Below are 21,908 nucleotides of genomic sequence, written 5' to 3' on the forward strand. Positions count from 1 at the left end.
CAGAATCGTCGGGCTCCATGCTACAGATTGTGGTATGGAGCTTGCATTGCCCAACATACCGCGTGAATCGCCCCGGATCGCTCCTCTGGACGAGGCCGCGATCAACCGCATTGCCGCTGGCGAGGTGGTGGAGCGTCCGGCCTCGGCCGCCAAGGAGTTGGTCGAGAACGCGCTGGATGCGGGCGCGCGGCGGATCGAGGTGGCCTATGCCGACGGCGGCAAGACCCTGCTGCGGGTCAGCGACGACGGGCACGGCATCCGGGCCGAGGATCTGCCGCTGGCGCTGAGCCGACATGCCACGTCGAAGATCGACGGTTCCGACCTTCTGAACATCCATTCCTTCGGGTTCCGGGGCGAGGCGTTGGCCTCGCTGGGGGCTGTGGCGCGGCTGACCGTCACCTCGCGTCACGGCACGGAAGACGCCGCCGAAATCTCGGTGCGCGGCGGGGCGCCGGGACAGGTGCGGCCTGCGGCCCTGCGCAGCGGCACGCGGGTCGAATTGCGCGATCTGTTCCATGCCACCCCGGCGCGGCTGAAATTTCTGCGCTCGGATCGGGCCGAAACCCAGGCGCTTCTGGACACGCTGCGGCGGCTGGCCATGGCCGCGCCGCAGGTGGGGTTCGTGGTGCGCGACCTGTCGGGCGGGGGTGACGGGCGCGTGGTGCTGCGTGCCGACCCGGAAGCGGGCGAGGGGGCCGAGTCGCTGCTGGGCCGGTTGTCGCGGCTGATCGGCAAGGAGTTTGCCGAAAACGCGGTGCCGATCGCGGCCGAACGGGAAGACCACAACCTGTCGGGCTTCGCGGCGCTGCCCACCTATTCGCGCGGCGCGGCGGTGGCGCAATACCTGTTCGTCAATGGCCGTCCGGTGCGCGACAAGCTGCTGACCGGGGCGCTGCGGGCCGGGTATTCGGACCTGCTGAGCCGGGACCGGTTCCCGGCGGCGGCGCTGTTCGTGACTTGCGATCCGATGCGGGTGGATGTGAACGTGCACCCGGCCAAGGCCGAGGTGCGGTTCCGCGATCCGGGGCTGGTGCGCGGGTTGATCGTGTCGGGACTGCGCCATTGTCTGGCCGAGGCCGGGCATCGGGCCTCGACCACCGTGGCCGGGGCGACGCTTGGGGCGTTCCGCCCCGAGACCGGGGCGGCGGGTCCGGCGCGGGTCTATCAGATGGACCGTTCCGCCCCCGCCGCGCGGCAGATGGCGTACCAGGCCCAGGCGCCGCGGGCCGCCGTGGACGGCTTCGGCTTTGCCGAGGCGCCCTCGGCACGGGTGGAAGCGGAGCCGGCGTCTGGCGGCGCGGGCAATGCGGATGCGCCCGCCGTCGGCTATCTGGGCGCGGCGCGGGCGCAACTGCACGAGACCTATATCGTGGCGCAGACCGCCACCGGCATGGTGCTGGTCGATCAGCACGCCGCCCATGAGCGGTTGGTCTACGAACGGCTGAAGACCCAGCGCGCGGACCGCGGCGTCGCTTCGCAGGCCTTGCTGATCCCCGAGATCGTGGATCTTGGCCCCGACGACGCCGCCACCCTGCTGGCCGAGGCCGAGGCGCTGGACAACCTGGGCCTGAGCCTTGAGCCCTTCGGCCCCGGTGCCGTCGCGGTGCGCGCCACCCCGGCGCTGCTGGGTCCGGTCAACGCCGAGGCGCTGCTGCGCGACCTGCTGGACGAATTGCACGAAGGCGGCGCGGTAGGGACCGGCAACATCACCGCCCGCATCGACGCGGTGCTGTCGCGGATGGCCTGTCATGGCTCGGTGCGGGCCGGGCGGCGGATGCAGGCCGACGAGATGAACGCCCTGCTGCGCGAGATGGAGGCGACGCCGCATTCGGGCCAGTGCAACCATGGCCGCCCGACCTATGTGGAACTCAAGCTGGCCGATCTGGAACGGCTGTTCGGGCGCAGCTGATGCTGGCCTTCGACCTGCCGCATTCCCTGCCGGAGCTTCTGGCGGATCCGATGGCGATGCTGGCGCTGGCCGGCGCGGCGGTGCTGGGGCTGTTCCTGCTGCTGATCCTTGCCGCCCTGCGCGCGGCGGGGCGCACGGCCCGGATGATGCCGGAAGCGCTGCGCGAGATTTCGACCATGGGGCGCCGGGTCGAAGGGATATCGCAGGCCCAGCAGCAGCTATCGGGCGGGTTGAGCCATGTGGCCGAGGCGCAGGCGCGGGCGCAGGTGGTGACCCTGTCCACGGTCGAGCGGCGGCTGGAAGAAGTCACCAAGTCCATGGGCGACACGCTGCACGGCACCGCCACCCGCACCGCGCGGTCGCTGGGCGAGTTGCAGCAGCGGCTGGAAACCATCGACAAGGCGCAAACCAACATCGAGAAACTGTCAGGCGACGTGCTGGGCCTGCAGGACATCCTGTCGAACAAGCAGGCGCGCGGCGCTTTCGGCGAGATTCAGCTGCACGACATCGTCACCAAGGCGCTGCCCGCCGACAGCCACGGCTTTCAGGTGACCCTGTCCAACGGCAAGCGGGCCGATTGCGTGATCAACCTGCCGAACCCGCCGGGGCCGCTGGTGATCGACAGCAAGTTCCCGCTGGGCGACTATGAAGACCTGGTCAATGCCGACAGCGACCATGCAAAAACCGCTGCCGCGCGCAAGTTCAAGACCGCCGTCCGGGGCCATATCAGGGCCATCGCCGAACGCTATATCATCGAGGGCGAGACCGCCGAGGGCGCGCTGATGTTCGTGCCGTCGGAAGCGGTCTATTCGGAACTGCATGCCCGGTTTCCCGAGGTCGTGCGCGAAGGGTTCGACGCGCGGGTCTGGCTGGTGTCGCCCACCACCTGCATGGCCACGCTGAACACCCTGCGCGCAGTGCTGAAGGATGTGCGGATGCGCGAACAGGCCGGGGTGATCCGCAAGGAACTGGCCCTGCTGCACAAGGATGTGGAGCGGTTGAGTGCCCGAGTCGGCAATCTGGATCGGCATTTCGGTCAGGCCGCCAAGGATGTTGCCGACATCAAGATCTCGGCCGAAAAGGCCAGCCGCCGGGCGCAGCGCATGGATGCCTTCGATTTCGAGGATGCGACCGCGCCCGAGACCGCGCCGAAACCGGATGCGGAACCCCTGGCGGTGATCCGCTCCTGACCCTCAACCGCCCAGCAATCGCGCCACAAGGCTGAGCGTCACCGGAATGGTGACAAAGGACATGGCCGTCTGCAGGCTCATGATCGCGGCCATGGCGGCACTGTCGCCGCCCATCTGCCGCGCCAGCGTGTAGGACGATGTGGCCGTGGGCACCGCCGCATAGATCAGCGCCACGGTCATCTGAGTCTGGGTCAGCCCCATCAACAGGGACAGGCTGACCACCACCGTGGGAAACAGAAGAAATTTTCCCACGGCCGACAACAGGGTCAGCGGCACGGCGGCGGTCAACTGGCGTGCCTTCAGGCTGGCCCCGACGCTGAGCAGCATGATCGGCAGCGCGGCCGATCCCAGGATGCGGGTGGTTTCGTGCAGCACCGGCACCGCGGTCTGCCCGGTGGCGTTGGCCAGAAGCCCCGCCAGCACCGATAGAATCAAAGGGTTGGTGGCAAGATCGCGCACAATGCGGCGCAACAGGCCCGACTCGGATCGGTCGGCGTGTAACCCCACCATGCAGGGCACGATCACGAAACTGGTCACCGGGATATACATGGCCGAGGCCAGGGCGGCCAGCGCCAGCCCCTCGGCCCCCAGCAACTGCTCGGACGCCGCCAACGCGATAAAGGTGTTGTGGCGCGATGCCCCTTGCAGCAGCGAACTGGCCACCGGACCGGGCAGCTTCGCGGCCCGTGCCGCCAGCAGCCCGTAGATCACCGCAACGACGAAACCACCAAGGATCACAACCGCATAGGGGCCGACCATGGCCGGATCCAGATGCGCGGTTGACGTCTGGTGAAACAGCAGCGCCGGCATCAGCACCCAGTAGACGAGCTTGTCGTTCAGGGTCCAGAATTCGAAGCTGGGAATGCCCTTGCGCCGCAATACATTGCCCAGCACCAGCAGGGCAAAGATCGGCGCGATGGCAATGGCAATCGTCAGCATATGCCCGAGCTACGCCCGAAGGCGCAGCCGTGCAAGAGGTGTTCAGATCCGCAGGAAGGGCTGCGCCAGACGTGGCAGCAGCGAGGTGAACCGCAGTTTGGCGTCGGTCACCGCAAGGCAGATGCAGTCCTGCGGCCCGAAGGCGATCGGCGTGTGTTCGTCGGATTCGTCGGCGACCTCGATGTCGCCGCGATGGAATTCGCCGCCCTCGTCGCGATAGGCGCCTTGCAGGACAAGGGTCAGTTCGATCCCGTTGTGGCCGTGATCCGGCACCGCCGTGCCCGAGGGAATGTACAGCAGCCGCGCGGAGGCCTCGTCCGAGGTATTCAGGATCGCCTGTTTGACGCCCATGCCGACGCCGCGCCATTTCACCGCCTCCAGATCGCCGCCGATATAGTCCCGCAGCGGCGTCGGAAACAGGCCGTCGGGCCGGGGGGCGGCGGGCCTTGCGTCGGGCATCTTCCCGCCGATCAGAGCCAGGGTGGCCGAAAGGCAGTCGTCCGAGACAGTGGCTGTGGGCGCGGTGTCCAGCACCGCACCGCCCACGGCATCGAATGTTTCAAGTCGCGCGCGGCTTTCGTCGTCCAGCGATACGTGACTGGCCACGGCAAGGCTGAAGGCTTCGGACAGGACACCTGCCGAATATGCCATCAGGAACTTGTCTGGGATATGGTGTTGAACCATGGGCCTGGGTTACCTCATCTCGTGGCGCAGCTTCTCCAACGCCAATCTAATGCGCGATTTGATCGTGCCCAGTGGCAAACCCGTTTCCGCAGCGATCTCGCTGTGGGACAGGTCGCCAAAATAGGCGCGTTCGACCAGAAGGCGCTGTTTCTCGGGCAGGTCGGCAAGGGCCGCGGTCAGGCGGGCGCTTTCCTGCTGGATGACAAGGACCTCGGACTGTTCCGGTTCCGGCTCGGGACCCCAGGGCATGTCTTCCGGCTCGGGCCGGTTGAGCTTGCGCAGCAGGTCGATTTTGCGGTTCCGCGCGATCGTGAAGATCCACGTGGCCACGCTGGCGCGGGTCTCGTCGTATTGATGCGCCTTCTGCCACACGGTTGCCATCACCTCTTGAGTCACTTCCTCGGCCAGACTGTCGCTGGCGCCGGACTTGATCAGGAACCCCTTCACGCGCGGGGCAAAATGTCGGAACAACGCGACAAAGGCCGTCTGGTCCTGCGCGCTTCGGATGCGCGCCATACAGTCGACCCATTGCGTGTCCGGTCGGTCGTCTTCGGTCAAGCTGCTCTCACGACAGGTGTGCCATGCCCCGTTCGATATGGTGATCATATCGTCTAGCGACATATTCGGCCCGCAAGCAAGAGCATCTGTTCGTTAGACGCGCCAGCCCACGGGTCGGATCACTTATTTTCCGTTTCAGCGCACGGTTTTTCATCCAGCGGGCGCTGGCGCGCGTAGTAAGGGGCAAGTTCCTTCTGATTTCGGAGTTTCGCTAATGCCCTATGATCGTCTTCCCCATGCTGCCAAACGCATCGCTGTCATCGGGGGCGGCATCTCGGGGATGGGGGCGGCGCACGCCCTGGCGCGCGACCATCTGGTCACCCTGATCGAGGCCGAGCCCCGGCTGGGCGGCCACGCGCGCACGGTGCTGGCGGGCAAGCGTGGCGATCAGCCGGTGGACACCGGGTTCATCGTCTTCAACCACGCCACCTATCCCAACTTGCGGGCCTTGTTCGACGAACTGGATGTGCCCACCGCCGAGGCGCAGATGACCTTTGCCACCTCTGTGGATGGCGGCCGGTTCGAATATGCGCTGAACTCGCTCGACAGTGTCTTCGGGCAGCGCCGGAACATTGCCGATCCGCGGTACTGGGGCTTCCTGCGCGACATCGCCCGGTTCAATGCCAAGGCCGAGGCACTGGTCGAGGACGAAAAGATGACCATCGCCGGGCTGCTGGACAAGCTGGGCACCGGCGCGTGGTTCCGCGACTATTACATCCTGCCGTTCTCGGGGGCGATCTGGTCGACGCCGACCCATGGCATTCTGGAGTTTCCGGCGGCAGCCCTTGTGCGGTTCTTCCGCAATCACGCGCTGCTGTCCGCGACCGGGCAGCACCAGTGGTACACGGTGCGCGGCGGGTCTGTGGAATATGTGCGGCGGTTGCACGCCAGCATGACCGCGCGCGGCGTCGATATCCGCACCGGCACCAAGGTCACCGGCGTCACCCGCACCCCCTTTGGCGTGCAGGTCGCGACCGAGGGTCAGGGGTGGGAGGACTTCGACGAGGTTGTTCTGGCCACCCATTCCGACATCTCGCTGAAGCTGTTGCAGGATGCCGACCCGCAGGAACAGGCCGCGCTGTCGGCCATCCGTTACCAACCCAACACTGCGGTGCTGCATTCCGATGCCAGCCTGATGCCGCGGCGCAAACGCTGCTGGGCGGCGTGGAACTATACCGAAGCCGCAGGCGCGCGCCCCGATCGCATTTCGCTCAGCTACTGGATGAACGCGCTGCAACCGATTCCGAAAGACGATCCGCTGTTCGTCACCCTGAACCCCGTGCGCGACATTCGTGACGAGACCATCCACGACACCACCACTTTCCACCATCCGGTCTATGACGTGGGCGCGCTGGCCGCGCAGCAGGTGCTGAAGGCGCGCAACGGCCAGAACCGCACATGGTTCTGCGGCGCCTGGATGCGCAACGGCTTCCATGAAGACGGGCTGGCCTCGGCGCTGGACGTGGTCGCGGGGCTGCAGACGCCGCTGCAGATCGCGGCGGAATGAGGCATGTGGATCACATACCCGGGCTGACCTTCCATGGCCGCAAGGGAAAGGTGGAAAACGCCTTTCGCTACAGCGTGGACTATTGCCTTCTGGATCCCGCACAGGCGCAGGGCCCGGCGCTGTTTTCGCGCAATGGCCGCAACCTGACCGCGCTGCACGACCGTGATCATGGCGGCGCGCCGGGCGAAGGGCGTGGCGCGGACTGGGCGCGCGAGGTTCTGCAGGCCCATCAACTGGACAAGGCCGATGGCGACATCCTGCTGCTGGCCCAACCGCGCGTGCTGGGTCATGTGTTCAACCCGGTCAGCTTCTGGCTGTGTCACGGGCGCGACGGCAGCCTGCGCGCGGTGATCGCCGAGGTCACAAACACCTACGGCGACCGCCATTCCTATCTGTGTCACCACCCCGATCAGCGCCCAATTACCCGGCATGAACGACTGTCGGCGCAGAAGATCTTCCATGTCTCGCCGTTTCAGCCGGTCGCGGGCGACTACCGCTTCCGCTTCGACATTCGCGACGATCGATTGGGTATCTGGATCGATTACCGCCACGGCGACACCCAATTGATGGCCACGCTGACCGGACGGCGGAAGCGGCTGACCAATCGGGCGATCCTGTGGGCGGCGCTGCGGCGACCGCTGGGGTCGCGCCGGGTGCTGGGGCTGATCCACTGGCAGGCGCTGGTGCTGTGGTGGAAAGGCGCGCGTTGGCACGTGCGGCCCGAGCCGCCTGCGGACGAGGTCTCGCGATGAACACCGCCGTCGCAGCAACCCCGCGCCTGCTGCCCTGGGCGCTGTATGGTGCCATGCTGTCGGGGGCGGGGCTGCCGATCTATATCTATGCCCCCAAGTTCTTTGCCGACACCTATGGCACCAGCCTGTCAGCGCTGGCGGTCGTGCTGTTCGGGCTGCGGCTGCTGGACGTGGTGCAGGATCCTGCGCTTGGCTGGGTGTCCGAACGTCTGGGCGCGCGGCGGGGCGTGGCGATGGCCGCAGGCGCAGGCCTGCTGGCGCTGTCGATGCTGGGGCTGTTCGCGGTGGTGCCGCCCTTGCCGCCGCTGGTGTGGTTCGCGCTGACCGTCACCGGGCTGTTCTCGGCCTTCAGTTTCCTGACCATCGGGTTCTACGCGCAGGGTGTGCGTCGGGCTGAAAGCCTGCCCGGTGGGCATGTGCAACTGGCCGCGTGGCGCGAAAGCGGCGCGCTGGCGGGGGTCTGCACCGCCGCGGTCGCGCCCAGCCTGCTGACCGGGATGGTTGCGGCACCCTATGCCGTCTTTGCCTGGGGGTTTGTCGCGGTGGTGGCGCTGTCGGCGCTGGCCATGGCCCCGATGTGGGAGCAACAGGCCAACAGCGACAGCCCCCCGGTACCGCTGCGCCGCATCCTTTCGGACCATCCCGCCCGCCGCCTACTGCTGCTGGCGCTGGTCAACGCCGCGCCGCTGGCGGTCACCTCGACCCTGTTCCTGTTCTACGTCGAAAGCCGTCTCGGTGCGCCGGGGTGGGAGGGGCCGCTGCTGGTGCTGTTCTTTCTCTCTGCCGCTGCCTCGGCCCCCGGATGGGGCTGGCTGGCAGGCCTTTGGGGCGCGCGGCGCGCACTGCAGTTGGCCATGGGTCTGGCCATTGTCTCGTTCGCGGGAACCCTGACCCTTGGGGCGGGCGACGTGGCGCTGTTCGCCGTGATCTGCGTGGTGTCCGGGGCCAGTATCGGGGCCGACCTGACCCTGCTGCCCGCCCTGTTCGCGCGCCGGATGGCCACCGTCGCCCCCAACGGCGGGCAGGGCTTCGGCCTGTGGGCGCTGGTGACGAAACTCTGCCTGGCGCTGGCCGCGGTGGTGCTGCTGCCGCTGCTGGATGTGGTGGGCTTCCGGTCGGGGGCCGAAAACGACGCCACCGCACTGTGGACGCTGACCCTTGCCTACGGGCTTCTGCCCTGTGTTCTGAAACTTGTCGCGCTGGCGCTGCTGGCCGCGACCCCAATCGACGAGGTCCGTTCATGACCGATCTGGTATTTCTTCTGGCGGGGCTGGTGCTGGCGCTGGCCGCCGGTTTTCTGGTGCAAAGCCTGTGGTCGTTCCGCGCCCAGGCCCCCAGGGACTACGCCGGCACCCAGCCCCAATTGGACATCCGGCAAGCGCTGCAGGGGCCGATCCTGTGCGAAGGCGTGATCTATGGCCCCACGGGGCGGGTCACGTCGCGATTTGTCGCCGACATGCAGGGCGACTGGACCGGTCGCAGCGGCGTGCTGCGGGAATCTTTTCGCTATGACAATGGCAACCGGCAGGAGCGGGAATGGCGCCTGACGCTGGGCAACGATGGCAGCATCTCCGGCACGGCCCCTGATATTCTGGGCGAGGCCACGGGCCGCCAGTCCGGTGCCACGGTCTGCCTGAAGTATCGCATCCGCCTGCCCGAGACCGCCGGCGGCCATGTGCTGGACGTCATCGACTGGATGTATCTGGCCGAGAACGGCGCGATCATCAACCGCAGCCAGTTTCGCAAGTTCGGCATCAAGGTGGCCGAACTGGTGGCGACCATGCGGCCCCGGTCCGACCCACAGCAGATCGCCGCCGAATGACCCGCGACTGGACCGGAAAACGCTATTGGCTGGTGGGCGCGTCAGACGGGCTGGGCAAGGCCCTGGCGCAACGGATGAGTGCCGAGGGCGCCGAGCTCGTGCTGAGCGCCCGCAGCAAGGACGCGCTGGTCGAACTGGCCGACAGCCTGCCCGGCCCGGCCCGCGCCGTGCCCATGGATGTGACCGATGCGGAGTCGGTGGCCCAGGCCACGGCCGAGGTCGGCGAGATCGACGGGCTGGTCTTTCTGGCGGCCACCTATTGGCCGATGAAGGCCACCGACTGGGACACCGATCGGGCCGTCACCATGACCGACACCAATTATACCGGCGCGCTGCGTGTGGTCGGTGCGGTGCTGCCGCAGTTTCTGAAGCGGGACGCCGGTCACATCGTGCTGACGTCGTCCCTGTCGGCCTATCGCGGCTTGCCTGGTGCCATTGGCTATGGTCCGTCCAAGGCTGCGGTGATGTCGCTGGCCGAAAGCCTGTACCTGGACCTGGCGCGGACCGGCATCGCGGTGCAATTGATGAACCCCGGCTTCATCCGCACCCGGCTGACCGACAAGAACCAGTTTCACATGCCCTTCCGGATGGAGCCTGACGACGCCGCCGCGCGGATGCTGCGCCACATGGGCAGGACGCGGTTCTCGGCCAACTTTCCCTGGGGGTTCTCGCTGGTGTTCCGGCTCAGCCGGTTTCTGCCCGATGGTCTTTACAAACGGTTGTTCGCCGCCAAGACGTGATCCATTGTCCACTTGCGCTGGATCAAGGACCACGGCCTTAATCTGGCCCAAGGCTGTAGAGCAACCGCGGAGGGACCAATGCCAGAAATTCATGCGGATACGATCGCCCAGGTCATCCTCTTGGCGCGGGAAATGGGGGAAACCACCTCTGTCGGTGCCCACGACGGTCTGGCGGGCCGGTCGGGTCCGGCCGAGGCGGAATTGCGCGCCTTCATCGACGCGTTGACCGAGGATGAGAAATACAGCCTTGTGGCCGTCACATGGGTTGGCCGTGACAGTTTCAGCGCCGACGAATATGACGAGGCCTATGAAACGGCCAGCCGGGAAGACCCATCCACCACGGCAGCCTACCTGGTGGGCACCGACCTGCTGGCCGACTATCTGGAAAGCGGGCTTGAGGCCCTGGGCATCGACCCCGGTGATGCCGAACAGGATCTGATGTAGGCCCGCGTGCCGGCGGTTTGGCGGAAATTGCGCGCGCGGCGTCGCTTCGGGTTTCCGAGTCGGGGCCGATGCGCCTAGACTGTGTCTGACGACTGCAAGGGGCACAGCATGACCGGCACCATTCGTTTTACGCTAGACGGCACCGAAGTCGCGGCACGCGACGGGGAAACCCTGTGGGAGGTGGCGCAGCGTCACGGCAAGACCCTGCCGCATCTGTGCCACAAGCCCGCGCCGGGATATCGCCCGGATGGCAACTGTCGGGCCTGCATGGTGGCGATCGAGGGCGAGCGGACGCTGGCGGCCTCCTGCATCCGCACCCCGACCGAGGGCATGGTGGTCACCACCGCCGAACCGCGCGAAGCCCAGGCCCGCCGCATGGTGATGGAGCTTCTGGCCGCCGACCAGCCGCCGCGCGACGTTGCCCATGACGCGGGGGCGCATCTGTTCGACATGGCCGACGCCGTACAGGTCGACAGCAGCCGCTTTCCGCCCAAGCGCGCCGACCGTATCCCGCTGCTGGATGACAGCCACATCGCCATGGCGGTCAACCTGGATGCCTGCATCCAGTGCGGGCTTTGCGTGCGGGCGTGCCGCGAGGTGCAGGTCAACGATGTGATTGGCATGGCGGGCCGCGGCGCGGATGCCTATCCGGTTTTCGACATGGCCGACCCGATGGGGGCCTCGACCTGCGTGGCCTGCGGGGAATGCGTGCAGGCCTGTCCGACCGGGGCACTGATGCCCGCCGCCGTGCTGGATACGGCACAACGCGGCGACAGCCGGGACATTGACGCCGAGGTTGCCTCGATCTGTCCGTTCTGCGGCGTCGGCTGCCAGGTCTCGCTGAAGGTCAAGGACGACAAGGTGGTGCGCGTTGACGGGATCAACGGCCCGGCGAACGAAGGCCGTCTGTGCGTCAAGGGCCGCTTCGGCTTCGACTACATCCACCATCCGCACCGGTTGACCAAGCCGCTGATCCGCCGCGAGGATGCGCCGCCCAAGGGGCTGAACGTCGATCCCGGCAACCTGCTGACCCATTTCCGCGAAGCGACATGGGAGGAAGCGCTGGACGCCGCCGCCGGTGGCCTTGCGCGGCTGCGTGACGACAGCGGTCGCCGGGTTGCCGGCTTCGGGTCTGCCAAATGCACCAACGAGGAAGCCTATCTGTTCCAGAAGCTGATCCGGCAGGGCTTCGGCCATAACAACGTCGATCATTGCACCCGGCTGTGCCATGCGTCTTCGGTGGCGGCGCTGATGGAAAACGTCGGCTCGGGGGCGGTGACGGCCACGTTCAACCAGATCGAACACGCCGATGTGGCCATCGTCATCGGGGCCAACCCGGTCGAGAACCACCCGGTCGCGGCGACCTATTTCAAGCAGTTCACCAAGCGCGGTGGCAAGCTGATCGTCATGGATCCGCGCGGCGTGGGCCTGCGCCGGTTCTCGACCCACATGCTGCAGTTCAAACCCGGCACCGATGTGTCGATGCTGAATGCCATCATGCATGTGATCGTCGAGGAAGGGCTGTACGACCGCCAGTATATCGAGGCCTACACCGAGAACTGGGAAGCCGAGAAAGCGCATCTGAAAGCCTTTTCGCCCGAGGCGATGGAGCCCCATTGCGGCATCCCCGCCGAAACCCTGCGGCAGGTGGCACGCGATTTCGCCGGGGCCAGGGCAGCGATGATCTTCTGGGGCATGGGCGTGTCGCAGCACATCCACGGCACTGACAATTCGCGCTGCCTGATCTCGCTGGCGCTGATGTGCGGGCAGGTGGGGCGGCCCGGAACCGGGCTGCATCCGCTGCGCGGGCAGAACAACGTGCAGGGGGCATCGGACGCAGGTCTGATCCCCATGTTCCTGCCTGACTATCAGCCGGTCACGGACGACGGCGTGCGCGCGGCGTTCTCCGAGATCTGGGAGACGGGCGATTTTTCCGCCGAGAAGGGCCTGACGGTGACCGAGATCCTGGATGCCGTGCACGCGGGCGAAGTGCGGGGCATGTATATCCTGGGCGAAAATCCGGCCATGTCCGACCCGGATGTAGAACACGCCCGCGATGCGCTGGCCAAGCTGGAACATCTGGTGGTGCAGGACATTTTCCTGACCGAAACCGCGAATTACGCCGATGTGATCCTGCCCGCTGCGGCGTTCTATGAGAAAGACGGCACCGTCACCAACACCAACCGGCAGGTGCAGATGGGTCGTGCTGCCGTCACCCCGCCGGGTGAAGCGCGACCCGACTGGGCAATCACTGTGGCGCTGGCGCAGCGGCTGGGGCTGGACTGGTCCTATGACCATGTGTCCGAAGTCTTTGCCGAGATGACGCGCGGCATGAAAAGCCTCGACAACATCACCTGGCAGCGGCTGGAGGCCGAGGGGGCTGTCACCTATCCCAGCCTCTCGCCCGAGGATCCGGGGCAGGCGGTGGTCTTTGGCGACGGCTTCCCGCGCGCTGGCGGGCGGGCGCGCTTCACACCTGCCGCCATCGTGGCCCCGGCAGAATCGCCAGATGCTGAGTACCCGATGGTGCTGACCACCGGACGGCAACTGGAACACTGGCATACAGGTTCGATGACCCGCCGCGCCACGGTGCTGGACGCGGTGGAGCCCGAGGCCAATTGCTCGCTGCACCCGTCAACCCTGCGCAAACTGGGGGTGGAGCCGGGCGGGCTGGTGCGGCTGACCACGCGTCGCGGCAGCGTCACCGTCATGGCGCGGGCCGATCGCGCAGTCAGCCCCGACATGGTGTTCCTGCCGTTTGCCTATGTGGAAGCCGCCGCCAACATCCTGACAAACCCGGCGCTGGACCCCTACGGCAAGATCCCCGAGTTCAAATATGCGGCGGTGCGGGTGGAGAGGGCCGAAACGGTCGCGGCGCAATAGCCGCCCGCTGGGTCAAAGGCCCAGCATGGCTTTCACCGTGGGCAGGCCGACGGCAGCGGCCATGCCCACCACAACACCCGCCAAAACGCGGGGAATCACCCCGCCGATGGCCGGGGACAAAAGGCTGAGCGCGGCGCAGATCGCCGCATAGTAGGTCATCGCGATCGTATCCATACGGGATGATTAGCATGTCCCTGCGCGCCCGTGTCGCAAATTAAATAAACGAACGTTCAAAAAATCATTTGACCTGACGCCCAGAGCCGCGATTATGGGGTCAGAACTCGGGCCTGTCAGCCGGGCGGTCAACCCGGCACAGACCGGGATCAGGGAGGGATTAACTTTGGCATCAACTGCCCAGGCCGCCGGGGAACTGGCGTCCATTCCGCGTATTCTGGCCCGCAATGCGGCCCTCTATGGGGATCGCCCGGCCTATCGGGAAAAAGATCTCGGCATCTGGCAGGCCTGGACCTGGGCCGAGGCCGCTGCCGAAATCGAGGCGCTTGCGCTGGGGTTCATGACCCTTGGCGCGCAACCCGGTGACAAGATCGCCATCATCGGTCGCAACCGTCCGGCGCTGTACTGGGCGATGATTTCGGCGCAGATGGTCGGCGCGGTACCGGTGCCGCTGTACCAGGATGCGGTGGGCGACGAGATCGCCTTCGTTCTGGAGCATTGCGAAGCCCGTTTCGTCGTTGCCGGCGACCAGGAGCAGGTCGACAAGATGGTGGACGTGAAGGACAGCCTTCGCCACCTTGAGCACATCATCTATCTGGATCCGCGGGGCCTGCGGAAATACGACCACCAGCATCTGACCGCCTATACCGAGTTGCAGAACAAGGGCCGCGATGCTCGCGACGCGTTCCAGCCCGAGATCAAGCGCCGTACGGATGCTCTGGGCTATGACGACACCTGCGTGATGCTCTACACCTCGGGTACCACGGGGCGGCCCAAGGGCGTGGTCCTGTCAAACCGCAACATCATCGAAACCGCCAAGAATTCTGCCGAATTCGATCATCTGCGCCAGTCCGAAGAAATCCTTGCCTATCTGCCCATGGCCTGGGTCGGGGATTTCATCTTCTCGGTCGGGCAGGCGATGTGGTGCGGGTTCTGCGTGAACTGTCCCGAAAGCGCGGACACGATGATGACCGACATGCGCGAGATCGGGCCAACCTATTACTTCGCCCCGCCGCGGGTGTTCGAGGCCAAGCTGACCTCGGTCATGATCCGGATGGAGGACGCGGGCCGTTTCAAGCGCTGGCTGTTCAAGAAATACATGGCCGTGGCCCACCGCGTCGGCCCGGCAATTCTGGATGGCAAACCCGTGTCGGGCGGCGACCGGATGGCCTATCGGCTGGGCGAGATCTTTGTCTATGGCCCGCTGAAGAACACGCTGGGCCTGTCGCGGGTGCGCGTCGGCTACACGGCGGGCGAGGCCATCGGGCCGGAGATTTTCGACTTCTACCGCTCTCTTGGGATCAACCTGAAGCAATTGTACGGGCAGACCGAGGCTTCGGTTTTCATCACCCAGCAGCGCGACGGCGAGGTCTTCTCGGACACCGTCGGCACGCCGACACCGGGGGTCGAATTGCGCATCGACGATGCCACGCGCGAGGTCTTCTACCGCTCGCCGGGCGTTTTCGTGGAATACTATCGCAACGCGGAAAGCACCGCCTCGACCAAGGATGCCGAGGGCTGGGTGGCCACGGGGGACGCCGGGTTCATCGACCCCGAGTCCGGGCATCTGCGCATCATCGACCGCGCCAAGGACGTGGGCGAAATGGCCGATGGCCGCCTGTTCGCGCCGAAATACGTCGAGAACAAGCTGAAGTTCTATCCCGATATTCTGGAAGTGGTGGTCTTTGGCAATGGCCGCGACCGCTGCACCGCCTTCATCAACATCGACCTGACCGCCGTCGGCAACTGGGCCGAGCGCAACAACATCGCCTATGGCTCGTATCAGGAACTGGCCGGCCATCCCAAAGTGCTGGATACGATCCAGTCCCACGTGGAAGAGGTCAACGCCAGCCTTGCCAATGATGCCATGCTGTCGGGCTGCCAGATCCACAGATTCCTTGTGCTGCACAAGGAGTTGGATGCCGACGATGGTGAGTTGACCCGGACCCGCAAGGTGCGCCGGCGCATCATCGAAGAGAAATTCGCCGATCTGATCACGGGGCTTTACGACGGGTCCGAGAAAGTCTCGACCGTCACCGAAGTGACGTATGAGGATGGGCGCAAGGGCTCGATCAGCGCGACGCTGGAACTGCGCGACGCCAAGGTCTACCCGACAGAGAACAGGATGGCCGCCGAATGACCGCCTTTCCCGAAGAGAGCTTCGTCACCCCGGATGGCCGCACCATCGGTGGTGTGATGATGGAGATGCGCAACATCACCTTGCGGTTTGGCGGTGTGATCGCGATCAAGGACATCAGCTTTGACATCCGCGAGGGCGAGATCCGTGCCATCATCGGGCCGAACGGCGCCGGCAAGTCGTCGATGCTGAATGTGATCAGCGGGTTCTACAATCCGCAGGAAGGCGACGTGCTGTTCCACGGCAAGAAACGGCCGCCGATGCGCCCCTATCAGGTGGCGCGTCAGGGCATTGCCCGTACCTTCCAGAACATCGCGCTGTTCGACGGCATGTCGGTGCTGGACAACATCATGACCGGCCGGCTGACCCATATGAAAACCGGTCTGCTGGAGCAGGCGATCTGGTGGGGCAAGGCCGAGCGTGAAGAGGTCGCCAACCGCCGCAAGATCGAGGAAATCATTGACTTTCTTGAGATCGAACACATCCGCAAGACGCCGGTGGGCCGCCTGCCTTATGGCCTGAAGAAGCGGGTCGAATTGGCCCGCGCGCTGGCCGCCGAGCCGAAGATCCTGTTGCTGGACGAGCCCATGGCGGGCATGAACGTCGAGGAGAAGGAGGACATGTGCCGCTTCATCCTGGATGTGAACGACGAATTCGGCACCACCATCGCCCTGATCGAACACGACATGGGCGTGGTGATGGATTTGTCCGACCGGGTGGTGGTGATGGATTACGGCAAGAAGATCGGCGACGGCACCCCCGACGAGGTGCGCGCCAGCAAAGAGGTCATCGATGCCTACCTGGGGGTGGCCCATGACTGAGATCTGCCGCCCGAACGCCCGTTGGACATCGTCTGGAATCCGTCTGGCCGGTGTATTGCGACCGAAACACTTGGACATCCCCGCGAATGGAGGCCGTTCCCATGCCTGATCAGGTTCTTTTCGCCATGGAGGTCATGCTCAACGGCCTGATGGCCGGGGTCATGTACGCGCTCGTCGCGCTTGGCTTCGTGCTCATCTACAAGGCCTCGGGCATCTTCAACTATTCGCAGGGCGTGATGGCCCTGTTCGCCGCGCTGACGCTGGTCGGCATCCAGCAGGGACAGGTGCCATTCGCGCACCTCATCAACGCGGTCTTCGGCACCGAGATCCATCACTTCGGCTGGCACTTGCCCGCCATCGTGGCCATCATCCTGACCATCGGGGTGATGATCGGGCTCGCCATCCTGATCGAACACTTCGTGCTGAAACACCTGGTCAACCAGGAGCCGATCATCCTGTTCATGGCCACCATCGGGCTGGCCTATTTTCTGGAAGGGGTCGGCGACCTGATGTGGGGGTCGGACATCAAGAAGATGGATGTGGGGCTGCCGCAAGGCCTATCCGAGTTCATCGACACGACCACCTACAACTGGTTCGGCTACGGGTTCTTCATCGACCGGCTGGACATTGCCGCCACGATCATCGCCGCGATCCTCGTGGCCGGGCTGGTGGCCTTTTCGCAATACACCAAGCAGGGCCGGGCGCTGCGCGCGGTGGCCGACGATCACCAGGCAGCGCTGTCGGTGGGGATCTCGCTGCAGTTCATCTGGGTGCTGGTCTGGTCCATCGCCGGTTTCGTGGCGCTGGTCGCGGGCATCATGTGGGGCACGAAATCGGGGGTGCAGTTCTCGCTGTCGCTGATCGCGCTGAAGGCCCTGCCGGTGCTGATGCTGGGCGGCTTCACATCGATTCCCGGCGCCATCGTCGGCGGGTTGATCATCGGCGTCGGCGAGAAGCTGTTCGAGTTCATGATTGGCCCGCTTGTGGGCGGCGCCACCGAGAACTGGTTCGCCTATGTTCTGGCGCTTTTGTTCCTTGTTTTCAGGCCACAAGGCCTGTTCGGCGAAAAGATTATCGAGCGAGTATGACCATGTTGCTGGAAAATGCTGCAGCGCAGCAAAAATGCATGGCAGATATGCGCTTGACGCATGGGGGGCGAGTGGGGCAATCTCCGCCCGCAACGGAATGCCGCGTATTGGCGGCACAGTTGTCAAGGGATACATTGGATGAAGAAAATCTGGGCCATCGTCACGGTTGTCGGCTTCACGGCGTTCTGGACTTATGGGTTCATCGCGGCAGCTGGCGTGATGGGCGACCGGTCCACGCATCCGATCACTTTCGTCCTTTGCCTGCTGGGTCTCGGTGCCGGTCTGTTTGGCTGGGTCCAGATCATGCGCCTGTCGCCACGGATGCACGGGCGTCGCGCGGCGGCACGGGCGCGGCTGGAAGAGGAGTACCAGCAAGCCACGAGTTGACGTCTGCTGCGCGAGGAGGAGCGAGCGGCGGACATGTGATCGTAGTGCACGCGGTGCTTTCAGGCCCGCTGGCTGCGCACGATCAAACGGGTGGGACTTCCGGTGGAGGCTGGAAGTCCCATTCCCGTTTCCGGGGGGGCGTTCCGGCCCGATCCACCTGCTTTACCCCCGCAACAAACACCAAGAAAACCAATGCACATCAAGGGATTGACCTGAACCGTCGGCTTTGGCCGGTCGGGTCGTATCCCTGTTCCCGGACCGGGGCGCCGCGCCCCGCGGCGGCCTGAGGAGGAGCGGAGATGTTTTACCGTGAAGCGGGTGACTTCAAGACCAGCTATGTCGCCGACAACCAGACCTTTCCCATCGCCTTCGACCGCTACCGCTATTACGCGGTGCTGGCGGTGGCTTTCCTGGTGGTGCCGTTCATCGTCAACGACTATTGGGCCAACGCGGTCCTTCTGCCGTTCCTGATCTGGGCGATCGCGGCCATCGGGCTGAACATCCTGACCGGGTACTGCGGGCAGGTCAGCCTTGGCACCGGCGGCTTCATGGCCGTGGGCGCCTATGCCTGCTACAAGTTCATGACCGCGTTTCCGGATCTCAACATCGCGTTCTGCGTGCTGTTGGGCGGGGCGGTCACGGCTTTGGTGGGCGTGCTGTTCGGCCTGCCGAGCCTGCGAATCAAGGGCTTCTACCTGGCGGTGGCGACGCTGGCGGCGCAGTTCTTCCTGGTCTGGCTTTTCAACCGGGTGCCGTGGTTCTACAACTATTCCGCTTCGGGCCAGATCAGCGCGCCCGAGCGCACCGTCTTTGGCGTGCCGGTCACCGGTCCCAACACCAGCGCCTGGGCAACCTATCTGTTCTGCCTGGTGTTCCTGGTGGTGCTGGCCTGGCTGGCGCGCAACCTGACACGCGGCACCGTGGGCCGCACCTGGATGTCGATCCGCGACATGGATATCGCCGCCGAGATCATCGGGGTGAACCCGCTGCGCGCCAAGCTGACCGCCTTTGCCGCGTCGTCGTTCTTCGTGGGGATCGCCGGGGCGCTGTTCTTCTCGGTCTACCTGGGCGCGGTCGAGGTCGGCGAGGCTTTCGGCATCAACAAGTCGTTCCTGGTGCTGTTCATGATCATCATCGGCGGGCTGGGGTCGATCTTCGGATCGCTGGCCGGGGCCGCCTTCATGGTGCTGCTGCCGGTGCTGCTGAAAAACGTGCTGGTCGGCGGCTTCGGCTGGGACACGGCGCTGGCGGCGCATCTGGAACTGGTCATCGTCGGGGCGCTGATCATCGGCTTCCTGATCGCCGAGCCGCATGGGTTGGCCCGGCTGTGGGAGCTTGCAAAGGAAAAACTGCGGCTGTGGCCTTTCCCGCACTGAGGGGGCCCACCGCCCGTGCCGGTTGGAAGATCGGCACGGAACAAACAACAGGGAGGAAACTGACATGAAGAAATTGACAGCATTGGCGCTGATGGGCGCATTGGCGAGCGGTCCGGCGCTGGCGGATCTGGTGTTCCCGGATCTCAGCTATCGGACCGGACCCTACGCGGCGGGCGGCATTCCGTTCTCGGACGGATACCAGGACTATTTTGCCCTGGTGAACGCGCGCGACGGCGGCATCGGCGGCGCGCAGGCACGGGTCATCGAATGCGAGACCGGCTACAACACCGAAAAAGGTGTCGAATGCTACGAGGCGACCAAGGGCGAAGGCGCGTTGGTCTATCAGCCGCTGTCCACCGGCATCACCTACCAGCTGATCCCCAAGGTCACCGCCGATGGCATTCCGCTTCACACCATGGGCTACGGGCGCACCTCGGCGGCCAACGGCAAGGTGTTCAGCCATGTGTTCAACTATCCGGCGAACTATTGGGACGCGGCCAGTGTGGCCATCAGGTACCTGCTGAGCGAGAACGGCGACAGCCTGGACGGCAAGAAGATCGTGCTGCTGTACCACAACTCGGCCTATGGCAAGGAACCGATCCGCACCCTTGAGGAGCTGTCGAAGAAATACGGCTTCGATCTGACCACCATCGCCGTGGATCATCCCGGCCAGGAGCAGAAAAGCCAGTGGCTGCAGATTCGCCGCGAGCGTCCCGACTATGTCGTGATGTGGGGCTGGGGCGTGATGAACCAGGTTGCCGTTCAGGAAGCCGCCAACATCCGCTTCCCGATGGAAAACTTCATCGGCAACTGGTGGGCCGGCGCCGAGCATGACGTGACGCCGGCGGGCGAAGCGGCCAATGGCTACAAGGCGCTGAACATGAACAAGGTGGGCGATCTGCCGGTGTTCGCCGACATCAAGACCCATGTGCATGATGCCGGGATGGCGGCCGGGGACGGCTCCAACCTGGGATCGGTGCTGTATACCCGCGGCATGTACGCGGCGATGCTGGCCGTGGAAGCGGCCAAGACCGCGCAGGAACTTCACGGCACCGCCGACATCACCGCCGCGCAGATGCGGGACGGCATGGAAGCGCTGGAGATGACCGCGGCCAAGATGGAAGCCCTGGGCATGGCGGGCATCGGGCCGGAGTTCAGCGTGTCCTGCGAGAACCACGGCGGATCGGGCATGGGCATCGTCCAGCAATGGGACGCGAGCGCCAAGGTCTGGGTGCCGCTGACCGATTTCATCGCCCCCGAGGATGATGTGACCGGACCGCTGGTGATCGAGGACTCGGAGGCCTTTGCCGCCGAGAACAACATCGCGGCGCGCTGCGAGTAAATCCCTCTGCCCCGGCGGCGGCACTGGCTGCCGCCGGGGCGCATGAGTATTTTTGCCAAGAAGAAACAGGGGCCGCTGCGCCCCGGATCAGACGAGGATCGCCATGCTGGATGCCACTGCCGAGACCCGGGAGACGCTTCTGGAGGTCAACAACATCGAGGTGATCTACAACCATGTGATCCTGGTGCTGAAAGGGGTCAGCCTGAGCGTACCCAAGGGCGGCATCACCGCGCTGCTGGGCGGCAATGGGGCTGGCAAGACCACGACGCTGAAAGCGGTGTCGAACCTGCTGCATTCCGAGCGTGGCGAGGTCACCAAGGGCTCGATCCACTATCAGGGCGAGCGTGTGCAGGGGCTGGACCCCGCGACGCTGGTCAAGCGCGGCGTCATCCAGGTCATGGAAGGCCGCCATTGCTTCGAGCATCTGACGGTGGAGGAGAACCTGCTGACCGGCGCCTATACGCGGCGCGACGGCTCGGCCGCGATCAACAAGGATCTGGAGCTGGTCTATCACTACTTCCCGCGTCTGAAGGAGCGGCGACGGTCGCAGGCGGGCTATACCTCGGGCGGCGAGCAGCAGATGGTGGCCATGGGGCGGGCGATGATGGCGCGGCCCGCGTGCATCCTGCTGGACGAGCCGTCGATGGGGTTGGCGCCGCAGCTGGTGGAAGAGATCTTCGGCATCGTGAAGACGCTGAACGAGCAGGAGGGCGTGAGCTTCCTTCTGGCCGAACAGAACACCACGGTGGCGCTGCGCTATGCCCACTACGGCTATATCCTTGAGTCCGGACGCGTGGTGATGGACGGCCCGGCCAAGGAATTGCTGGAAAACCCGGATGTGAAGGAATTCTACCTCGGCGTTTCGGAAGAGGGCCGCAAGAGTTTCCGGGATGTGCGGTCCTACCGCCGCCGCAAGCGCTGGTTGAGCTGAGACCGGCGGTGTCTGAGATCCGGACTACGGCGCGGCTGACCTGCCCCGAGTGCGGGCAGGTGGAGGTGTTGACCATGCCGACCGACGCTTGCCAGTGGTTCCATGAATGCCGCAACTGCCGGACCGTGTTGCGCCCCTTGCCGGGGGATTGCTGCGTGTTCTGTTCCTATGCCGATGTGCCTTGCCCGCCGATTCAGGCCGGGTCGGGCTGCTGTTCCTGAGGG

The 21,908-nt window shown here is 65.3% G+C and carries 21 protein-coding genes; 17 read left to right on the forward strand and 4 right to left on the reverse strand.

From position 1 onward, the window contains the following. The first annotated feature begins 34 nt into the window (after positions 1-34). Together mutL and ACP15K_RS12965 are read left to right on the forward strand one after the other, a co-directional pair. Entirely contained in the window at positions 35-1,909 is a 1,875-nt protein-coding gene (mutL, locus tag ACP15K_RS12960) for a DNA mismatch repair endonuclease MutL (RefSeq protein ID WP_424990705.1), read from the forward strand. Further along, a complete protein-coding gene (locus ACP15K_RS12965; protein WP_424990706.1) occupies positions 1,909-3,099 on the forward strand; it encodes a DNA recombination protein RmuC in 1,191 nt (396 codons plus the stop codon). The genes mutL and ACP15K_RS12965 overlap by 1 nt, the downstream gene beginning before the upstream one ends. Before the next feature lie 3 nt (positions 3,100-3,102). On the opposite strand, the gene ACP15K_RS12970 is transcribed toward ACP15K_RS12965, so the two are convergent. From ACP15K_RS12970 to ACP15K_RS12980, 3 genes are read right to left on the reverse strand one after another with little or no spacing between them, the layout of a single operon-like run. Further along, on the reverse strand, positions 3,103-4,038 hold the full coding sequence (locus ACP15K_RS12970) for an AEC family transporter (protein WP_193143190.1): 936 nt from the start codon (positions 4,036-4,038) through the stop codon (positions 3,103-3,105). A 42-nt stretch (positions 4,039-4,080) separates the two neighbouring features. Next, positions 4,081-4,722 carry a ChrR family anti-sigma-E factor gene (locus ACP15K_RS12975; RefSeq protein WP_424990707.1) on the reverse strand — a complete coding sequence of 214 codons (642 nt, stop codon included), beginning with the start codon at positions 4,720-4,722 and terminating at the stop codon, positions 4,081-4,083. Positions 4,723-4,731: 9 nt separating this feature from the next. Then, on the reverse strand, positions 4,732-5,238 hold the full coding sequence (locus ACP15K_RS12980; RefSeq protein ID WP_193143225.1) for a sigma-70 family RNA polymerase sigma factor: 507 nt from the start codon (positions 5,236-5,238) through the stop codon (positions 4,732-4,734). Positions 5,239-5,494: 256 nt separating this feature from the next. Between ACP15K_RS12980 and ACP15K_RS12985 the strand changes: the two genes are divergently transcribed. The 7 genes from ACP15K_RS12985 (at position 5,495) to fdhF (ending at position 13,428) form a co-directional block, all read left to right on the forward strand. Then, positions 5,495-6,787 carry an NAD(P)/FAD-dependent oxidoreductase gene (locus tag ACP15K_RS12985; RefSeq protein WP_424990708.1) on the forward strand — a complete coding sequence of 431 codons (1,293 nt, stop codon included), beginning with the start codon at positions 5,495-5,497 and terminating at the stop codon, positions 6,785-6,787. After that, positions 6,784-7,539, forward strand: coding sequence for a DUF1365 domain-containing protein (locus ACP15K_RS12990; RefSeq protein WP_193143193.1), 756 nt, complete (start codon positions 6,784-6,786; stop codon positions 7,537-7,539). The genes ACP15K_RS12985 and ACP15K_RS12990 overlap by 4 nt, the downstream gene beginning before the upstream one ends. After that, positions 7,536-8,783: an MFS transporter gene (locus ACP15K_RS12995; RefSeq protein WP_424990709.1), complete on the forward strand. Its 1,248-nt coding sequence runs from the start codon at positions 7,536-7,538 to the stop codon at positions 8,781-8,783. Before ACP15K_RS12990 ends, ACP15K_RS12995 begins: the two co-directional genes overlap by 4 nt. Then, complete coding sequence (locus ACP15K_RS13000) at positions 8,780-9,361, forward strand: DUF3833 domain-containing protein (RefSeq protein ID WP_193143195.1); 582 nt, start codon at positions 8,780-8,782, stop codon at positions 9,359-9,361. Before ACP15K_RS12995 ends, ACP15K_RS13000 begins: the two co-directional genes overlap by 4 nt. After that, positions 9,358-10,101 carry an SDR family NAD(P)-dependent oxidoreductase gene (locus ACP15K_RS13005; RefSeq protein ID WP_193143196.1) on the forward strand — a complete coding sequence of 248 codons (744 nt, stop codon included), beginning with the start codon at positions 9,358-9,360 and terminating at the stop codon, positions 10,099-10,101. Before ACP15K_RS13000 ends, ACP15K_RS13005 begins: the two co-directional genes overlap by 4 nt. Before the next feature lie 78 nt (positions 10,102-10,179). Continuing rightward, entirely contained in the window at positions 10,180-10,545 is a 366-nt protein-coding gene (locus ACP15K_RS13010) for a DUF3775 domain-containing protein (protein WP_193143197.1), read from the forward strand. Between the two features lie 108 nt (positions 10,546-10,653). Further along, the gene (gene fdhF / locus ACP15K_RS13015; RefSeq protein ID WP_424990710.1) at positions 10,654-13,428 is read left to right on the forward strand and encodes a formate dehydrogenase subunit alpha; all 2,775 of its coding nucleotides are present in this window, start codon (positions 10,654-10,656) and stop codon (positions 13,426-13,428) included. A gap of 12 nt (positions 13,429-13,440) precedes the next feature. On the opposite strand, the gene ACP15K_RS13020 is transcribed toward fdhF, so the two are convergent. Beyond that, the gene (locus ACP15K_RS13020; RefSeq protein WP_424990711.1) at positions 13,441-13,602 is read right to left on the reverse strand and encodes a hypothetical protein; all 162 of its coding nucleotides are present in this window, start codon (positions 13,600-13,602) and stop codon (positions 13,441-13,443) included. 166 nt (positions 13,603-13,768) lie between these two features. Between ACP15K_RS13020 and ACP15K_RS13025 the strand changes: the two genes are divergently transcribed. From ACP15K_RS13025 to ACP15K_RS13060, 8 genes are all read left to right on the forward strand, one after another. Further along, positions 13,769-15,742, forward strand: a complete 1,974-nt coding sequence (locus ACP15K_RS13025; protein ID WP_424990712.1) for an AMP-binding protein — start codon at positions 13,769-13,771, stop codon at positions 15,740-15,742. Then, positions 15,739-16,560, forward strand: a complete 822-nt coding sequence (locus tag ACP15K_RS13030) for an ABC transporter ATP-binding protein (protein ID WP_424990713.1) — start codon at positions 15,739-15,741, stop codon at positions 16,558-16,560. The genes ACP15K_RS13025 and ACP15K_RS13030 overlap by 4 nt, the downstream gene beginning before the upstream one ends. Positions 16,561-16,661: 101 nt before the next feature. Beyond that, positions 16,662-17,648, forward strand: coding sequence for a branched-chain amino acid ABC transporter permease (locus tag ACP15K_RS13035; protein WP_193143201.1), 987 nt, complete (start codon positions 16,662-16,664; stop codon positions 17,646-17,648). A gap of 138 nt (positions 17,649-17,786) precedes the next feature. Beyond that, positions 17,787-18,035, forward strand: a complete 249-nt coding sequence (locus ACP15K_RS13040; protein WP_193143202.1) for a hypothetical protein — start codon at positions 17,787-17,789, stop codon at positions 18,033-18,035. A gap of 299 nt (positions 18,036-18,334) precedes the next feature. Next, positions 18,335-19,411, forward strand: coding sequence for a branched-chain amino acid ABC transporter permease (locus ACP15K_RS13045; protein WP_193143203.1), 1,077 nt, complete (start codon positions 18,335-18,337; stop codon positions 19,409-19,411). Between the two features lie 64 nt (positions 19,412-19,475). Next, positions 19,476-20,753: an ABC transporter substrate-binding protein gene (locus tag ACP15K_RS13050; protein WP_193143204.1), complete on the forward strand. Its 1,278-nt coding sequence runs from the start codon at positions 19,476-19,478 to the stop codon at positions 20,751-20,753. 103 nt (positions 20,754-20,856) lie between these two features. After that, on the forward strand, positions 20,857-21,684 hold the full coding sequence (locus ACP15K_RS13055) for an ABC transporter ATP-binding protein (protein ID WP_193143205.1): 828 nt from the start codon (positions 20,857-20,859) through the stop codon (positions 21,682-21,684). 17 nt (positions 21,685-21,701) lie between these two features. Further along, on the forward strand, positions 21,702-21,905 hold the full coding sequence (locus ACP15K_RS13060; protein WP_424990720.1) for a GDCCVxC domain-containing (seleno)protein: 204 nt from the start codon (positions 21,702-21,704) through the stop codon (positions 21,903-21,905). Positions 21,906-21,908: the final 3 nt, after the last annotated feature.

This window comes from Fluviibacterium sp. S390, assembly GCF_049800695.1.
GTDB lineage: Bacteria > Pseudomonadota > Alphaproteobacteria > Rhodobacterales > Rhodobacteraceae > Meridianimarinicoccus.

What these genes read in the sequence shown, in the direction of transcription:
- ACP15K_RS13045 (WP_193143203.1), top strand. Translation starts at nt 18,335, where the DNA reads ATGTTTTACCGTGAAGCGGGTGACTTCAAGACCAGCTATGTCGCCGAC.
- ACP15K_RS13055 (WP_193143205.1), top strand. Translation starts at nt 20,857, where the DNA reads ATGCTGGATGCCACTGCCGAGACCCGGGAGACGCTTCTGGAGGTCAAC.
- ACP15K_RS12975 (WP_424990707.1), bottom strand. Translation starts at nt 4,722, where the DNA reads ATGGTTCAACACCATATCCCAGACAAGTTCCTGATGGCATATTCGGCA.
- ACP15K_RS13010 (WP_193143197.1), top strand. Translation starts at nt 10,180, where the DNA reads ATGCCAGAAATTCATGCGGATACGATCGCCCAGGTCATCCTCTTGGCG.
- ACP15K_RS12965 (WP_424990706.1), top strand. Translation starts at nt 1,909, where the DNA reads ATGCTGGCCTTCGACCTGCCGCATTCCCTGCCGGAGCTTCTGGCGGAT.
- ACP15K_RS12985 (WP_424990708.1), top strand. Translation starts at nt 5,495, where the DNA reads ATGCCCTATGATCGTCTTCCCCATGCTGCCAAACGCATCGCTGTCATC.
- ACP15K_RS13030 (WP_424990713.1), top strand. Translation starts at nt 15,739, where the DNA reads ATGACCGCCTTTCCCGAAGAGAGCTTCGTCACCCCGGATGGCCGCACC.
- ACP15K_RS12995 (WP_424990709.1), top strand. Translation starts at nt 7,536, where the DNA reads ATGAACACCGCCGTCGCAGCAACCCCGCGCCTGCTGCCCTGGGCGCTG.
- ACP15K_RS13050 (WP_193143204.1), top strand. Translation starts at nt 19,476, where the DNA reads ATGAAGAAATTGACAGCATTGGCGCTGATGGGCGCATTGGCGAGCGGT.
- ACP15K_RS13005 (WP_193143196.1), top strand. Translation starts at nt 9,358, where the DNA reads ATGACCCGCGACTGGACCGGAAAACGCTATTGGCTGGTGGGCGCGTCA.
- fdhF (WP_424990710.1), top strand. Translation starts at nt 10,654, where the DNA reads ATGACCGGCACCATTCGTTTTACGCTAGACGGCACCGAAGTCGCGGCA.
- ACP15K_RS12990 (WP_193143193.1), top strand. Translation starts at nt 6,784, where the DNA reads ATGAGGCATGTGGATCACATACCCGGGCTGACCTTCCATGGCCGCAAG.
- ACP15K_RS12970 (WP_193143190.1), bottom strand. Translation starts at nt 4,038, where the DNA reads ATGCTGACGATTGCCATTGCCATCGCGCCGATCTTTGCCCTGCTGGTG.
- ACP15K_RS13020 (WP_424990711.1), bottom strand. Translation starts at nt 13,602, where the DNA reads ATGGATACGATCGCGATGACCTACTATGCGGCGATCTGCGCCGCGCTC.
- ACP15K_RS13035 (WP_193143201.1), top strand. Translation starts at nt 16,662, where the DNA reads ATGCCTGATCAGGTTCTTTTCGCCATGGAGGTCATGCTCAACGGCCTG.
- mutL (WP_424990705.1), top strand. Translation starts at nt 35, where the DNA reads ATGGAGCTTGCATTGCCCAACATACCGCGTGAATCGCCCCGGATCGCT.
- ACP15K_RS13040 (WP_193143202.1), top strand. Translation starts at nt 17,787, where the DNA reads ATGAAGAAAATCTGGGCCATCGTCACGGTTGTCGGCTTCACGGCGTTC.
- ACP15K_RS12980 (WP_193143225.1), bottom strand. Translation starts at nt 5,238, where the DNA reads ATGGCGCGCATCCGAAGCGCGCAGGACCAGACGGCCTTTGTCGCGTTG.
- ACP15K_RS13000 (WP_193143195.1), top strand. Translation starts at nt 8,780, where the DNA reads ATGACCGATCTGGTATTTCTTCTGGCGGGGCTGGTGCTGGCGCTGGCC.